16 protein-coding genes and 1 riboswitch are annotated in these 15,087 nt (G+C 60.5%); of the genes, 6 read left to right on the top strand and 10 right to left on the bottom strand.

The features are described 5' to 3' along the window. Positions 1-232: 232 nt before the first annotated feature. The 5 genes from HCK86_RS07065 to HCK86_RS07045 all read right to left on the bottom strand — a co-directional run bounded on the left by HCK86_RS07065 (position 233) and on the right by HCK86_RS07045 (position 4,906). Positions 233-1,819: a gamma-glutamyltransferase family protein gene (locus HCK86_RS07065; protein ID WP_176083749.1), complete on the bottom strand. Its 1,587-nt coding sequence runs from the start codon at positions 1,817-1,819 to the stop codon at positions 233-235. Between the two features lie 13 nt (positions 1,820-1,832). Further along, positions 1,833-2,993, bottom strand: a complete 1,161-nt coding sequence (locus HCK86_RS07060) for an amidase (RefSeq protein WP_176083748.1) — start codon at positions 2,991-2,993, stop codon at positions 1,833-1,835. Between the two features lie 285 nt (positions 2,994-3,278). Further along, positions 3,279-3,689, bottom strand: coding sequence for an oxalurate catabolism protein HpxZ (gene hpxZ, locus HCK86_RS07055; protein ID WP_176083747.1), 411 nt, complete (start codon positions 3,687-3,689; stop codon positions 3,279-3,281). A gap of 15 nt (positions 3,690-3,704) precedes the next feature. Beyond that, positions 3,705-4,478 carry a cysteine hydrolase family protein gene (locus HCK86_RS07050; RefSeq protein WP_176083746.1) on the bottom strand — a complete coding sequence of 258 codons (774 nt, stop codon included), beginning with the start codon at positions 4,476-4,478 and terminating at the stop codon, positions 3,705-3,707. After that, a complete protein-coding gene (locus tag HCK86_RS07045; RefSeq protein ID WP_176083745.1) occupies positions 4,478-4,906 on the bottom strand; it encodes a cupin domain-containing protein in 429 nt (142 codons plus the stop codon). Before HCK86_RS07045 ends, HCK86_RS07050 begins: the two co-directional genes overlap by 1 nt. Before the next feature lie 287 nt (positions 4,907-5,193). On the opposite strand from HCK86_RS07045, the gene HCK86_RS07040 reads away from it, so the two are divergent. The 4 genes from HCK86_RS07040 to HCK86_RS07025 all read left to right on the top strand — a co-directional run bounded on the left by HCK86_RS07040 (position 5,194) and on the right by HCK86_RS07025 (position 8,784). Then, positions 5,194-6,090, top strand: coding sequence for a LysR family transcriptional regulator (locus HCK86_RS07040; RefSeq protein ID WP_176083744.1), 897 nt, complete (start codon positions 5,194-5,196; stop codon positions 6,088-6,090). Between the two features lie 116 nt (positions 6,091-6,206). Further along, positions 6,207-7,220 (top strand): Rieske 2Fe-2S domain-containing protein, encoded by a 1,014-nt coding sequence (locus tag HCK86_RS07035; protein ID WP_176083743.1) that lies wholly within the window; start codon positions 6,207-6,209, stop codon positions 7,218-7,220. A 166-nt stretch (positions 7,221-7,386) separates the two neighbouring features. Then, entirely contained in the window at positions 7,387-7,608 is a 222-nt protein-coding gene (locus HCK86_RS07030; protein WP_176083742.1) for a hypothetical protein, read from the top strand. Between the two features lie 264 nt (positions 7,609-7,872). Continuing rightward, a complete protein-coding gene (locus HCK86_RS07025) occupies positions 7,873-8,784 on the top strand; it encodes a LysR family transcriptional regulator (RefSeq protein ID WP_176083741.1) in 912 nt (303 codons plus the stop codon). A gap of 2 nt (positions 8,785-8,786) precedes the next feature. On the opposite strand, the gene HCK86_RS07020 is transcribed toward HCK86_RS07025, so the two are convergent. Further along, on the bottom strand, positions 8,787-9,422 hold the full coding sequence (locus HCK86_RS07020; RefSeq protein WP_176083740.1) for a riboflavin synthase subunit alpha: 636 nt from the start codon (positions 9,420-9,422) through the stop codon (positions 8,787-8,789). Positions 9,423-9,512: 90 nt separating this feature from the next. Next, positions 9,513-9,682: riboswitch (FMN riboswitch) on the bottom strand. Positions 9,683-9,882: 200 nt separating this feature from the next. On the opposite strand from HCK86_RS07020, the gene HCK86_RS07015 reads away from it, so the two are divergent. Continuing rightward, complete coding sequence (locus HCK86_RS07015) at positions 9,883-10,743, top strand: TauD/TfdA family dioxygenase (RefSeq protein WP_176083739.1); 861 nt, start codon at positions 9,883-9,885, stop codon at positions 10,741-10,743. A gap of 143 nt (positions 10,744-10,886) precedes the next feature. Here the strand turns inward: HCK86_RS07015 and HCK86_RS07010 are convergent, their stop codons facing one another. Then, entirely contained in the window at positions 10,887-11,231 is a 345-nt protein-coding gene (locus tag HCK86_RS07010; RefSeq protein ID WP_176083738.1) for a TfoX/Sxy family protein, read from the bottom strand. Between the two features lie 275 nt (positions 11,232-11,506). Here HCK86_RS07010 and HCK86_RS07005 point away from each other — a divergent pair, with 275 nt between their 5' ends. Next, the gene (locus HCK86_RS07005; RefSeq protein WP_141149944.1) at positions 11,507-11,650 is read left to right on the top strand and encodes a DUF1127 domain-containing protein; all 144 of its coding nucleotides are present in this window, start codon (positions 11,507-11,509) and stop codon (positions 11,648-11,650) included. Between the two features lie 77 nt (positions 11,651-11,727). Here HCK86_RS07005 and HCK86_RS07000 read toward each other — a convergent pair whose 3' ends face one another. From HCK86_RS07000 to HCK86_RS06990, 3 genes are all read right to left on the bottom strand, one after another. After that, the gene (locus tag HCK86_RS07000) at positions 11,728-12,654 is read right to left on the bottom strand and encodes a sensor domain-containing diguanylate cyclase (protein ID WP_176083737.1); all 927 of its coding nucleotides are present in this window, start codon (positions 12,652-12,654) and stop codon (positions 11,728-11,730) included. A gap of 190 nt (positions 12,655-12,844) precedes the next feature. Next, positions 12,845-14,695: an SUMF1/EgtB/PvdO family nonheme iron enzyme gene (locus HCK86_RS06995; RefSeq protein ID WP_176083736.1), complete on the bottom strand. Its 1,851-nt coding sequence runs from the start codon at positions 14,693-14,695 to the stop codon at positions 12,845-12,847. Further along, positions 14,692-15,087, bottom strand: a complete 396-nt coding sequence (locus tag HCK86_RS06990) for a VOC family protein (RefSeq protein ID WP_176083735.1) — start codon at positions 15,085-15,087, stop codon at positions 14,692-14,694. The genes HCK86_RS06995 and HCK86_RS06990 overlap by 4 nt, the downstream gene beginning before the upstream one ends.

The raw sequence follows: 15,087 nt of genomic DNA, 5'->3' as shown, positions 1-15,087 counted from the left end.
AAGGCCGGTAGAGCAATCCACCGGCCTTCAGACTGCTGACAAACCGCCCCCCCTTTCGCTGACGTCATGCCTGTGCTTGTCACAGGCATCCAGCCGACGCGCGTCCGCGCGGCGAAAGACTCTTGCCCTTAAGAGCCTGGATCCCCGTGACAAGCACGGGGATGACGACAGAGGGGGGCTATTCCTCCCCAAGTGAGCAATCTGAATGGCTTCGTCACCCGCCTGAAAGGCCTCAGTCGACGATGGCAGCGCCATCGGCGCGCGGATCGGCAGCAGCTTCCATCAGCCCGCCTGGATGCAGAACGACGGCGCCCGCATGGCCGGCCGTATCGGAAAAGGGCGCGATCATCTCGACGTCGTGACCGGCATCCTGCAGCGCCTGAACCAGCGCCGGATCGAAGCGGTCCTCGAGTTTCAGCGTCGTGGTTTCCTCGCCCCAGGTGCGCCCGAGCAGCCAGCGCGGCGCGGTGATGGCCTGCTGCAGGTCCATGCCATAGGCAATGTGACGGGTGAAGACGGCGCTCTGCGTCTGCGGCTGCCCTTCGCCACCCATGGTGCCATAGGCCATGACACGACCATCCCGTAAAAGCGCCATGGCCGGATTGAGCGTATGGAACGGCCGCTTGCCGGGCGCAAGCAGGTTCGGGCCAGGCTTGAGCGAGAAGCCGGCACCGCGGTTCTGGAAGTAGACGCCGGTTTCCGGGCAGGTCAGCCCAGAACCGAATTCCCAATAGACCGACTGGATGAAGGAAACGACATTGCCGTAGCGATCGGCTGCCCCCATCCAGATCGTATCGCCTTCCGCCGGATCATAGGGCCAGGCAAGCGCCCGGCTGCCATCGATCTTTGCCGCCAGCGCATCCAGCCGCTCGCCGTCCAGCCAGTTCTGTGCCGGCTCAGCCATGAAATCAGGGTCACCCAGTCCCGCATTGCGCAGGATGAAGGCCTGTTTGGTGGCCTCGATCAGCCCATGGATATGATCAAAGCCCTCGCCTTGCTCGACCGCCAGGCGGTCAAAAAGGGCAAGGATCATCAGCGAGGCGATCCCTTGCGTTGGCGGGATCATGTTCATCAGCACGCCATGCGACGTGCCGACCTTCAGCGGCTCCACCTCACGCGCAGCATAGGCGGTGAAATCCTCGTAGCGCAGCGGCGAGCCGTGATCCTCGAGAAAGGCCGCATGGGTTGCCGCCAGCTCACCGGAATAGAAGCTTTCAATGCCCTCGGTGGCGATCAGCTTCAGCGTCCGTCCGAGCGCACGCTGTTTCAGCCGCTCACCGGCACGGGGCACCTTGCCATCGACAAGAAAGGTTTCGGCAAAACCCGGCACATCCTTGAGACCCGCCAGCTTGTCCGCCGTGCAGACCGACTGGTTGCCGGTGACTGCAATACCGTCGCGGGCGTAAGAAATGGCCGCATCAAGCAACTCGTTCAACCCGAAGCGCAAATCCGCCTCGACCAGATCGAGCGCTGTCGCCCAGCCGCCAAGCGTGCCCGGCACCGTCAGGGCCGCATGCCCGCCCCGTGTCGGCATGGCGTTTGTGTGGCCGCGCTCGGCATACCATTCGGGCGTTGCGAGGCCCGCTGCCTGGCCACAGGCCGAAATGCCGGTAACAGATCCATCGTAGCGGCGGATCAGCCAGAAGCCGTCGCCGCCGATCCCATTCATGTGCGGATAGACGACGGCAATCGTCGCCGCAGCGGCGACCATGGCCTCCATCGCCGTTCCGCCCTGACGCAGGATATCGCGCCCGGCGAGCGCTGCAGCGCGATGCGGTGCTGAAAAAGCACCCTCAAACCCAAGGGCTGCATGAAGCATGATGACAGTTTTCCTATCGCATGAACATTTTTGCAGTTTCAATCAAAAGCCGGTCCGATCCGGGAGCCGCAACCAGCGACAGACCGATCGGTGCGCCATCGACAAGGCCGAGCGGAATCGAAAGCTGCGGCAGACCGCCATGGCCGGCAATTGCCAGCATGGAAAGCGCCCGGTTGCGGAAGCTCTCCACCTCGTCGTTACCGGCAGTCAGAAGCGGGGCCGGTCCGGGGGCTGTCGGATAGACCATTACCACTCCCGGCTGCAGCACCTTCTCAAGATGCGCCCTGAAAGCATTGCGCTTTTCGACCGCATCGTCAAATGCCGCCCTTGTAATTTTCGATGCCATGGCAAAACGTTCGCGGATACCGGGCCCGAAATCGGGCTCGCGCTTTTCAATCCACGGGCCGAAAACCTGCCAGACCTCATACCCCTGATGAATGCGGAAGACCGGAAGGAGATCGGTGATATCGGCCCTGGAAAGAAGCGGGCTGTCATTGCGGTCACCCCGTGGCAGAGCCTGCTTCAGCTGCGCGGCGGAGGCCTGTTCGCACAGATGCCAGACATCGGCCGGATACCAGAGCCGCACCTCCTCAGCCACGCTCTGCCCGGCAGCAAACAACCTGCCGAGCTGGCGCATGGTGGAAAGATCGCGGGTCATGAAGCCCGGCACATCATAGCTTGGCGCCAGCGCCAGAAGCCCTTCCGGCGGGACCAGCCCATGGCTCGGACGCCAGCCGAACAGGCCGCAGAAGGACGACGGCAGCCGCACCGATCCGCCGGTATCCGACCCGAGCCCGATATCGGCAAGCTTGCCAGCGACCGCTGAAGCCGAACCGGACGACGAACCGCCGGGAACACGCTCAGGTGCTGCCGGATTGACCGGCGTGCCATAGCGCGCATTCACGCCCATGAGACTATAGGCAAGCTCGTCCATCTGGGCTTTGCCGATCAGCGTTGCGCCTGCATCAACAAGCATGGAGACGACGGCTGCATGGCCTGTCGCCGGTAACTGATCTTCCGCCCATTCCGGATTGCCGCCGCCGGTCACGGTACCGGCCACGTCAAAATTGTCCTTCACCGCAACCGTCATGCCGGCAAGCAGATCCGATGACGGCTCAGGTGCTGATAGAGCGGGATCGAAATGGGAGATGAAGGCATCGGCAGGTTTGGTCATCGACAAAGCTCACTTGCAGAAAATCGAAAAGGGTGCGTCCCGGCTGAGCGGGTCGCACCGATGAAGAAGATGATGACGGCAAGCATGGCAAAAGGGCAAGCACTGCTTTGGCATTTCTGCACTAGCGCATCGATTTTCGAAAAGATCGATGCGTAGATTCAATAAGATAGAGCGGCCTGGTACCTCCAAAAGGACGCACGTCGCTCTAATCCGGTTGTGAGAAAGCCATCTGCAGATCGCGCCGCCCCCTGCCTGTTACAGGCATCGGGCAGACCGTCTGATCTGTCAGTGCGAGGTGCCCATCAGCGAGACATGGGCCGCGGCAATCTTCCAGCCTGCGGCCGTGCGGATCCAGGTCTGGCTCTGCCGTCCCTTCACCGCTGCGCCGGGACGCTGAAATTCAAGATCGCAGACGGCACAATCGGCGCCGAAGGTGGTGATCTGGCGGCGCAGCACATCGCGTTTCGGCGAGCCGCCCGTACGGCCCTTGCGGAAATCACGGATTTCGGCAATGCCGTAGAGGTTCTCGCCGACGCCGTAGCGCAGGGTCAGCGCGCTGTCCCAGAACAACGCATCCAGCGTATCCAGATCATTGTCCATCAGTGCCTTTTCGTAAAGATCGCAGAGCGCCGTCACCTCTTCAAGCACGGCGGCTTCATTGACGGGCTGGACGGCAGCATGTTTGTCTTCAGTCATGGGAATACCGGTTTTTCAGGAAAGCCCGGCGACGATCTCGTCCGACGAGCAGACGAAGCCGAAACACTGGCGTGTATTGTAAAGCGTCGCCTCCATGCAGAAGGCGGGCGAGGTGGTGGCCGAGCAGTCCTCAACCATCAGACAGTCATAGCCGAGGAAATTCGCGTCCTGCAGGGTGCAAAGCACGCATTGGTCAGCATTGACACCGGCAAACAGCAGCGTCGTCAGACCGAGATTGCGCAGGATACTGTCAAGCGCGGTATCCTGAAACCCGGACATGCGATATTTGTCGACGCAGATATCACTGGCTTCGATCACGAGCTCATCCACCACGGCGGCGGCCCAGCTGTCTTTTTCCAGCACGTTGGCGCCGTTTTTCAACGGATCGCCAATGCCGGTCTCGCGGCCCGTGGGCTTATAGACATGCAATGTCGACGGCGGCAGATTGGCGCGGTCGGGGCGGTTGCCCCAGTTGAGCCAGATGACCGGGACCGCAGCCTGTCGCAGCAATGGCAGCAGGCGGATGAGCGGCTCGATCGGCTGGCGTGCCGGCGCAACATCGACGCCGATCGAGGCCAGCCAGCCATCGGGATGGCAGAAATCATTCTGCATATCGACAACGATCATGCCGGTGCGGTTGAGATCAAGCGTGATCTTGCGGCCCTTGTCGGTGACGCTCAGCAGCCGGGGGGCCGGCTGCTGGCGCGACAGGATGACCTCTTCGGCAGAGACATCCCAGGCAGTCTGCGGGAAGGTGCCAAGCGGCAGGCGCTGATCAGCCGCCGTCATCAGGCCGCCTTTCCGGTCAGGACCCGCAGATCTTCTGCATCAAGCGTCACAGGCTCGCCACTGCGGATCAGCTCGGCGAAATCCTGATTCGGCGTCATCACCGTCAGCGTGTAAAGCTTGGAGGAACCGGTATTCTTGACGATATGCTCGGATCCCGGACGCAGCATCAGCGCGTCGCCCTTCTTGATCGGCATTTCTTCGCCATCGCTGGCGGCAATGCCCTCGCCTTCCAGCACATAGAAGAATTCATGCGCATGGCTATGCTCGTTCGGCGGCGTCGCACCGCCGACGGTGAAGATCTCGATCACCAGAATATGCTCGATGCCATCCTTTTTCGGGTCAAAGAGGATCGCGAAATAGTTGGTATCTTTGGGTGAAATCCGAAAGGCCTGTGCCTTTTCAACCTGTTCGAAGGAATAGCTAAGCATGGATAATCCTGGGTCCCTGAAGCAATCAAAATGAGAAGGGGCATGGACGGAGCGGATTAAGTCAAGGTGGTGGGAGACCTTTCACAAGGTCCGTCCATGCCGGGCACAGAAACGCGGAAACCTGCCGCAAGCGGAGGGGGAATTAGAGCCATTTGGCAGGTCGCAAGGTGGAAACGTATTTCTGTACCAACTTCAGAATGCCAGAAAAACAGCGCTTTAAAAGCATTTATTTTTGCATATTATGTTGCCTAAAAGGCAACAAACAGACAATCCTAGAATGGCCCGTCATGCTGCATGGACGTTTGCTCAACTATCTCGACGAAGTCGCCCGCACCGGTTCGGTTCGCCGCACTGCGGAGCGCCTCAACGTCTCGGCTTCGGCGATTTCGCGCCAGATTGCCAGTCTCGAGGAGGAACTCGACACCCAGATTTTCACCCGCACCAAGCGCCGGCTGACGCTGACAGCGGCGGGCGAAATCCTGATCGGCCATGTGCGCGACACACTGAAGGGCATGAACCGCGCCGAGGCCATGATCGAGGACCTGAAGGGGTTACGCCGCGGCGAGGTGACGATTGCGCTGATGAGCGGGCTTGCCGCCAATCTGGTGCCGCGCGCCATCGGCCTGTTCCAGCGGGCAATGCCGGGCGTGCGCGTATCACTGAAGCTGATGACCACCGGCGATGATATCCGCGAAGCGGTCACCAGCGGCGCTGCCGATCTCGGTCTCGGCTTCGATTTTCCGGCCGATATCGAAATCGCTGTCCATGAAATCGCCATTGGCAGGCTTGGCGTCGCCGTCGCGCCCGATCATCCGCTGGCGCGCTCGACCAGCATCCGGCTTTCCGAATGCGTCGGCTATCCGATGGTGGTCGCCGACCCGACAACGGCGATCCGCCCGCATATCGATCAGGTCTTCGCCCGCGCCAATCTCCAGCTTCATTTCGCCATTGAGGCCAATTCCATTGAAATGATGCGCCACCTCGCCATGAGCGAGGGCTATGTGACCTTCCTGACCCCCTTTGACATTGCCTTTGAAAGCCGGATGGGGCGTCTCACCTATGTGCCGGTGCGCGAGTTCCAGTCCGACACACAGCAATTGATGCTGATCGGCGGACGCCGTAACCTTTCCGCGCTGGCCAGCGTCTTTGCCGAACATATGCGCGGCGTGATGCGTGCCGACTGAGACAGGTGTCCCACTTGAGGCATCGGGGTGCGCTGAATTTGATGCTTTTCACGCAGCGCCGCGTTTTTCTTAAATAGCATCCAGACCCGAATGCGTGAAATCAGCGAGGATCATTCATGCTCAACACCAAACAGCCGCTGCTGCGCCGTTTCTGGTACGCCACCGTGCCGGTTTCGGCCCTGAAGGACGGCCCGAAACCGTTCACGCTGCTCGGCGAAAATATCGTGCTCTTCCTCGATGCAAACGGCGAGCCCGCGGCGCTGGAAGACCGCTGCTGTCACCGCACCGCCAAGCTTTCCAAGGGCTGGTGCCGCAATGGCAATGTCGTCTGCGGCTATCATGGCTGGGAATATGACCGCTCCGGCAAGCTGGTGATGGTGCCGCAGTTTCCCTTTGAGCAGCCAATCCCCAATGCCCATGCCAAGGCCTTTTTCTGTCGCGAGCGCTATGGCTATGCCTGGGTGGCACTCGACGAGCCGATTGGCGACATTCCTCCCGTGCCGGAAGAGGACATGGATGGCTATCGCCGCATCCACCAGTTCTATGACCGCTGGGAAACCTCGGCGCTGCGACTGATGGAGAATTCCTTCGACAATGCCCATTTCTCCTTCGTCCACCGCGACAGTTTCGGCCAGATCGACCAGCCGCGGCCGGAAAAATACGAGATCACCGAAACCGATTACGGCTTCGAGGCGGAAACCATTGTCGAGGTCAACAATCCCGAATATGGCCGCAAGATCACCGGCGACCCGAACCCGACCACCAAGCGGCACATGCGCAACAAGTGGTTCATGCCCTTCTGTCGCCGGCTCGACATCGAGTATCCTTCAGGCATCCGCCACATCATCTTCAACTGCGCGACGCCGATCGATGATGCTGCGATCCAGGTCGTTCAGCTGCTCTACCGCAACGACACCGAGGCGGATGTCTCCACCGAGGCGCTGATCGCCTGGGATGAGAAGATCGTCATGGAAGACAAGGACGTGCTGGAGTCGACCAATCCCGACGCCATCATCGACATGTCGCGCAAAATCGAGATGCACATGCCCTCGGACCGTCCCGGCATGATCATGCGTAAGCGCCTTCTGGCGCTGCTGCGCGAACATGGTGAGGAAGAAGTGCCGGCGTGATCAACAACCGTGCCCGCCGCAATGGCGGGCACGGCAGGCCGGGTGGCGACGCCAGCGAAACCAACGACGCAATTGCAGTATGAACTTGTATAGATATTGCTATTAGCAATTTCTTCTAAATATTAAAAATCGTTAAATCATGCATCATCGACAATAATGCAAGGTCATGAACATGATAAACGCCGACAGTACAAACAAACCCCAAATCCCGACAATCACCATTACGCCGCCATCGGAAAATCCGAAATCGCTGGAGAAGATTGCGACCGAGGCTGTCGCCAAGCATTCGAAAGGCCATCAGGAATATCTGGAGCCGCTGACCAAGGTGATGAAGGATGCCGTCGAGAATACGTGGACATTCCAGAGCTACGGGCCATCGAAACGCTGACGCGGCCTGCCAGGAGGACTGATTTTGCGAAGCGCATCGTCTGACCGGAATGGAATGCGGCACAAAGAGACGATGCCGCCGCAACAATGTGCTGGAACAGAACCAAAGGTCCTGCCGCTTTTGGGGGCGGCGCTTTGGTTCTGGCCAGGGCGTAGCGCAGCGCCAAAGCCGCGATCTGGCAACCAAGCCTTGAAGGGGGCGTTTCCCTTGACGCAGTCCTGCTCTATGTTCGGAACCGACATCAATCACCGGGCATAATGTTCCATGCTGCATTCCCGCATGCTGCGCTATCTCGACGAAGTCGTGCGCGCAGGCTCCATCCGCCGCGCGGCCGAGCGGCTCAACGTCTCCTCCTCCTCGATCAACCGCCAGATCCTGGCGCTGGAGGAAGAGCTGGGTGTGCCGATTTTCCACCGGCTGCCCAATGGGATGCGGCTGACCCAGACCGGCGAATTGCTGATCGCCCATGTGCGCGCCACCCTGCGCGAGCACGAAAAACTGCAGACGCAGATTGATCAGATCCGCGGCATTTCCGGCGGCGAAGTGCGGCTTGCATCCATGGGCGGGCTGATGGGCGGCGTCCTGCCCGATGTGATCCGCGCCTTTAACCGCTCTCATCCGCGCGTCACCGTGACGGTCAGGGCAATGCTTGCCGCTGAAATCGCCGCGGCACTGACGGCCGGTGAAGCGGATCTCGGCCTTGGCTATAATCTTCCCGATGCGCCGGGCGTGAAGGTAACCGGCCGCTTCGCCACGCGGCTCGGCACTGTTGTTGCCCGCAGCCATCCCCTGGCGGCAAAGGGCACGGTCTGGCTTGAGGATCTGATGGCCTATCCGGCCGTTCTCGGCGATCCGTCGATGACGATCTATCAGCTGATGGTCGACGCCTTTCGCGGTGCAGGCCTTGAATTCCGCCCCGCTTTTCTCGCCAATTCCAATGATTTCATGCGGGAAATGGTGCTGGATGGCGAAACGATAACCTTCCTGTCACGCATTGATGTGCCGGAAACGGATCAGCCCAGCCCGCTCACCTATCTGCCGATCCGGGACAAGACGCTCAAATCCCAGACGCTGATCCTCGCCCGGCGCGAAAAGGGACCGGTTGACGCCGCCGTCTCCGTCCTCGAAGGCGAGATCGGGGCGAGCCTGGACCGGCTCAGCCCCGCAAGGCAATAGTTTCAGGCAGCCTTTGCACCGGTGGCAGGCACGGCAAAGCGGCCCATGGTGCGCTCGATGACATCGACCAGAACCATGGTCTGGTGATCAACCTCGATATTGAGAAGATCGCCTGGCCTGTAGTTCGCGAAGGTGGTCTGACGCAGCGTTTCAGGGATCAGGTTGATGGTGAAGAGATTGCCATCGGCCTCCGCCACTGTCAGCGAGCAGCCGTTGACGGCAAGAAAACCGCGCGGAAAAATGTATTTCGCCCAGTCTTCCGGCACGCGGAAACGGATATAGGCGCCCTCATCGGTGATGGAGATTTCCTCGACGGCAGCCGTGGTTGCCACATGACCGGCCATGACATGGCCACCGATCTCGTCGGTCAGCTTGGCAGACCGCTCGACATTGACCCGGTCACCGCTTTTCAGCTTTCCAAGATTGGTCCGCTCCAGCGTCGCGGCCATGGCATCGAAGGTCACGCGATGACCATTGATGCTGGTCACACTCATGCAGGTGCCCTCGATATTGACCGAGGCACCGATCTTCAGTTCGCTGAGAAGGTCATCGGTGAAGGTAACGGCGAATTCGGTATAGCCCGTATTCTTGGTGACGGCCTCGAGCGGGCGAACGGCCTGAACAATTCCTGTATACATGAACGCATCCTTTGTGGTTCCAAAAAGAGCGTCCCAGGGCATAAAGCATAGGCTGCGCGGCGCTCCGGACACCGGACCGCCACCCATCTGCTTCGTCTTCTTCCATCCGGACTTTAACCGTCGGTTCTGGATTTTGACCAGATCTGCTGACCCTGACATCGCACGACATCAGGCGCTCGCGGACTTGGCCGTCGCCCCTCGGAGAGATCACGAACAGCCCTACCGCCGGTGGGGAGTTTCACCCCGCCCCGAAGACAGGCTCAAGATAAGGGCTTGCGGCAAAAAGGCAAGCGCCGATCACAGGGCCGGCGTCCACTAAATGGCAACTGATCGTTCACTGGTGCTGCGATTGAGGCATCACCCCTGACTGAATTTGGTGCTGGCAGGCATCACTCGCCTTCCCCTAGTGTGGATCGGGCAAGGTTGACGATGATCAACTCCCGATAAGAAAGGAACAGCTATGGCCGCTCAGGATCTGGCCGAAATTTCAGGCGAAGAACTCATTCCGGGCTTCGGCCTCGAAGTCATCGATTTCGATATCAACACGGCAAGCCCGGCCGAGGTTGCCGCCATCAGCGATGCATTCCAGAAAAAGGGTGCGCTGGTTCTGCGCAACCAGACCCTCGACGCCGATACGCTCTCGGCTTTCGCTGCCAAATTCGGCACGCTCGAAGGCAACAAGATCCAGGATTTCACCCTGCCTGGCCATCCGGAGACCTATGTTCTCTCCAACAAGATCGTTGACGGCAAGCCGATCGGAGCACATCTCGACGGCATTACCTGGCATACGGACGGCACCTATCTCGAATTTCCGCCGATGCTGACCCTGCTTTACTGTCTCGAGACACCGCCGGAAGGCGGCGAGACCCTCGTCGCCGATGCTTCCGCCGCCTTCTACGCCCTGCCGAAGGACGAGCAGGACAGGCTCGACCAGATGGATGTGCTTCATTCCTACAACTGGTTCATGGAGACCCGCGCCATCAACGGCAAGCAGCTGAGCGATGAGGAAAAACGCGAGAATCCGGACGTCATCCATCCTTTCGTGCGTACCCATCCGGTCGACGGACGCAAGGCGTTCTTCATCTCCACCGGTGCGGCGAAGGAAATCATCGGTCTGCCGGAAGAGGAAGGCCGCGCTCTGGTGAAGGCCATGGCCGAACATGTGACGAAACCGGAATTCGTCTATAGCCATAAATGGCGGAAGGGCGATCTTCTGATGTGGGACGACCGCATCACGCTGCACCGCGCCAGCATGTATGACGACAAGAAATACGAGCGGCATATGTGGCGCATCTGGGTGCGCGGCGAGCGCCCTGTCTGACCGGACGCCTTCAGGCTCCATGGACCGCCAGCCGCTGACCCGCGGCGGCGGTCACAGATGCGACGGGCCCATCCTGCCAACCGACGCAGACTGGCAGAGAAGCATTCTGCGGTGAAACCGGCAGGACGCCCCCGGTCGCCGGATCAGTCCTTCGGCGGCAGCGAATAGGCGTTTTCGATGGCAATCGAAAGCCATTCGTCGAAAGCCCCGTCCGACAAGGTCTCGGCATCGACAAAATAGAAACCACGCATCTTCCGGCCGCCCTGGGTCATCGGCTCCGCGGCTCCCAGCCGCTCTGCAGCAGCATCATTCTCCTTGCCTATGCGGAACAGAAACCGCCGGCCGCCCTCTCTCCGGCCGCTTGCTGCCCCGACCATATGACCGTTCAGCATGAAGCAGACGCCGCCGAACATCTTCTTCTCGCTGAAGCCCTGCAACGGCTCCAGCCGTTCTCGCAGCTTCATCGCCAATTCCTCGTCAACCGCCATTGTCTTCTCCTGACATCTGTCCGGTTGATGAGATGACCAAACGCCCGGAGGATGCAAGCCTTTCCCGCGAAGGGCCAGAATCTGCACAGAAATGCACCATAGATTCCCGTCAAACCGGCTGTTTTCGCGAAGACTTGCATCAGACGCATAGCCGCTTTGAGGCAAACCACCTGCCTGAGTTGTGCGCAAGCGCCTATATCTGGGTCAACAGCAAGCGATGAGCGCCACACAAGAGTTGAGCGACACGCTGAGCCCATTCACGAGGAGATAGACAGATGAGCATGGCACGTTCTTTCAATAACTGGATGAAGTATCGTCAGACCGTCAGCGAACTGAACCGCATGTCGGGACGCGAACTGGCCGATCTCGGCGTCAACCGCGAAGACATTCGCCGCGTTGCCCGCAAGGCCTCCTTCTAAGACTTCCAAAAGGCTGACGATCCCTCCTCCCGATTGTCGCCCCATGAAACGCCCGCCGGATCCTCCCCCGGCGGGCGTTATTCGTTTGGGGGTCCGGGCGTGAGCTCAATGGCAAGCTGATCGCGGCCAGAGTGCTTGGCATGATAGAGCGCCGCATCGGCGCGGCCGTAAATTCCGCTTGGCGTATCGGCCGGGCTGACCGCTGCAAGGCCGGCGGAAAAGCTGAAGGAGAAGTCGGGCAGATCAGGCATTGGCCGCAGGGACCGGATCTGATTGATCATACGGTCGATCAGACTTGCGGCCTCGTTGAGACTGGTTGATGGCAGGACGAGCCCGAATTCCTCGCCGCCCAGGCGGCCGAAGCAGTCCGTACGGCGCACCAGCAGGGAAATACTGCGCGCAAATTCGATCAGCAATCTGTCGCCGGTCGCATGACCGAAGCGATCATTGATCTGCTTGAAATTGTCGACATCGAAAATCGCAAAACATCCCTGCGCGCTCCGCGCCGGCGGCCGCCGCGCCAGCATGTTCGCGAGGCGGTCCATGATGAAGCGATGATTGGCAATGCCCGTCAGATCATCCGTCAGTGACGCCTGCAACGCCACATCGCGCTCGCGGCGCAGACTGCGCTCCTGCGTCCTGAGATTGGTGATGTCGCTGGCGATGCAGAGCATCCAGCCATCGTCATCCACCGTTTCGGTCATCCATAGCCAGGTCCCGTCATGAACATCCGTCTCAAAGGCACGAAAAGGAACCTTCCCGCGCCGTGAAAGCGTGCTCTTGATCCAGAGATCGAAATCAGGATTGGTGATGACCGTGCCGCGCTTTGCATCGAAATTCCGCCGCATCATGTCCGGCCATAGCGGCAATTCTGTCTCACTGAGAAAGAAGGCGGTTCGGTATTTCCGGTTGGCGAAGACCAGCCGGTCGTCTTCATCGAACACGGCGATGATGACATCAGTCTCCCCGAGCAGGCGCAGGACTTTTCTCAGCTTTTCATCCATGCCTGCGCAATTCGCAATCTCTCTCTAGATACCATCCTCGGCCGGCATCCCGGCCTCCCGTGTTATCTTTCAAATATGAGCAATGGTCAATATAATCGCCTCTACCTATAGAGACCTGCCGGAAAACCAGACAATAATGGCGCGAATACCCCCGCATCCGCGCCATTCATCTGATTTGCATGCATCAGCGTCACCCTTTGGCGACAACCACGCGAAAGCCGTTTCCACGCCAGAAGCCGGACGGCTCCAGCGATCCGCGATAGATGCCATTGGCCTTCCAGTCAGGACTGGAGAAGCAGCCGCCTCGCAGAACACGGCGAATATTGCCAGGCGCATCAAGTGCCTCACGCCCGTCTTCGACCCAGGGGAATGCAAAATCCGGGCGCGACATATCAGGGCCCCACAATGTGGTGCACCATTCCCAGGCCTGCCCCGCCATATCGAGACAGCCGAAAGGCGAGCGGCCTTCCGGAAACAGGCCAACCGTCGAGATATCGTTGAAGCCGGTCTCCTCGCCATTGCCGTGTTCCGGCGCCCAGACATTGCCCCATGGCCAGGCAAGACCATCCGCACCGCGCGCTGCCGCTTCCCACTCCCGCTCGACCGGAAGACGGACAGTCTCATCGCCGGCAATCCGCCCTTCCGCCCGCCATTTATCCGTAAGCCAGGCGCAATAGGCACGGGCGTCGTGCCAGGTCAGGTCCGTTGCCGGATGGGATGCCCGATCGGCGAGCCGCCCATTGGCACTGACCCAAGACCGACCCGTTTCCTCGACAAAGGCAAGATAGGCGGAATTCACGACCGGATAGATCCCGATGCGAAATGCACCGACCGGGGCGTGATGCGCCGGAGCAGAATTGGCATGGATGTCGCCGCCCATCGGATAGGTCCCGGCCGGCACGCTGGCGAGAACCTCGAGATCGCGCGGATCCCCGAGCCGTGCCAGCATGGCACCGGCACGGCGACGCAGGCCGGCCGCAGCGCCGCCAGCTTCGATCGCATGAACCAGCGCTGCCGTGACAAGACGTGCTGCGTCACTCCCCGGAAAGGCGAGCTTCGCCGCAGCCAGAAGAACCGGCAGGCCGCCATCGATCATCGCCAGCCCCCGAACAAGCGCCTCGGCACGCTCTTCGCCCGGCACCAGCCAGTCACAATAGAGCCCGAGCGGCGCGGCAAGCCGCGCAGGCGCAGCCGCCACGGCCTCGACCAGCCGGTCGACGGGCATACGCTCAAGCTCAGCCGCCTTGCGATAGGCGGACGCCCACCCGGCAGACACCGGAGCAAGAACGGCAACTTCACGCGGCGCCAGCACCCGGCCGGTCTCGACGGCGAGAAACCAGAGCCCCGGCAGCACATAGTCGCGGTCGGGATAGGGGTCGGTAAAATCATGCGCCGCGGCAAACGCTGCCCGCTCGGGCCGGGCAAGCCCGAGCAGCCGATGTTCCGGCAGGCTCGCCGGGCGACGGATCGCCTCCAGCGCTCGGCTTTCGCAGAGGACCAGAAGTCTGAGGCGCTCCTGGGTCGCGGCCATCAGCCGCGTCAGCAGGGCTTCAGGATCAGGCCGCATTTCCAGCGCGTCGACGATCAGGAGCACCGGCCCGGACGTCATTGCCAGCGCATCGGCAAGAGCGGCATCCGCATCCTCGCCGTCGGCGCAGTAAAAGGCCTGCGGCAGATCCTGCGGCAGAACCTGTTCAAGACAATCGCCCGCTTCATTTCGAAAAGCGGAACGGGTCAGGCGCGCACGGTTGAACAGCGCGTCGCCATCATGGCTCCCCTTGATGCAGGCAGAAAGCTCGCGGGCAAAGGCGGTCTTGCCGCCGCCATGCGGTGCGTGCAAGAGCAGGGCCGGAAACATGAAAACCATTTCGGCCGCCGTATAATGCACCGGACGGCGCGGCCCGGCATCGTCCTCACGGAACGCGCGCAGCCCCTTGGCTTCCTTGTCCTCATGGGTGAAGCCGGCAAGAAGCGGCAGCATTGCCTCGCGACCACCGCCGGTATAGCCCCCTGTCAGGATTGGTTCTGCCTCGATCATCATTTGAAAAGCTTCGCAACCTCGGGATTATGAAAACGCTGGATCTCGATCGCATAGCCCGCCGGATCCTCGAAGAAGAAATGCTCGCAATAGGTCCCGCGCAGCATATCCGACTGGCCGGTGACCCCGAGCGCCTTCAGCTTCGCATGCCAGGCGGCAACATCTTCTGAGACGATTGTCAGCAGGGCGGCACTTTTCGGCTGATGCTTCAGATGGCCCTTATTGCCGTCGACAATGCCGAAATAGGCATTGCCGGCAATGCGATAGATCCGCGCCAGCCCCTGATCAAGCACCAGTTCGAAGCCGAGAACATCCTCGTAGAAAGGAGCAACGGCGTGAATGTCCTCGTAATAATAGAAGGTGATCGCGCATTCTTTGGGCAGTTCGGTCGTCAT

This window comes from Martelella sp. HB161492, from assembly GCF_013184775.1.
GTDB lineage: Bacteria > Pseudomonadota > Alphaproteobacteria > Rhizobiales > Rhizobiaceae > Martelella.
This window is presented reverse-complemented; position numbering and strand designations above follow the sequence as displayed.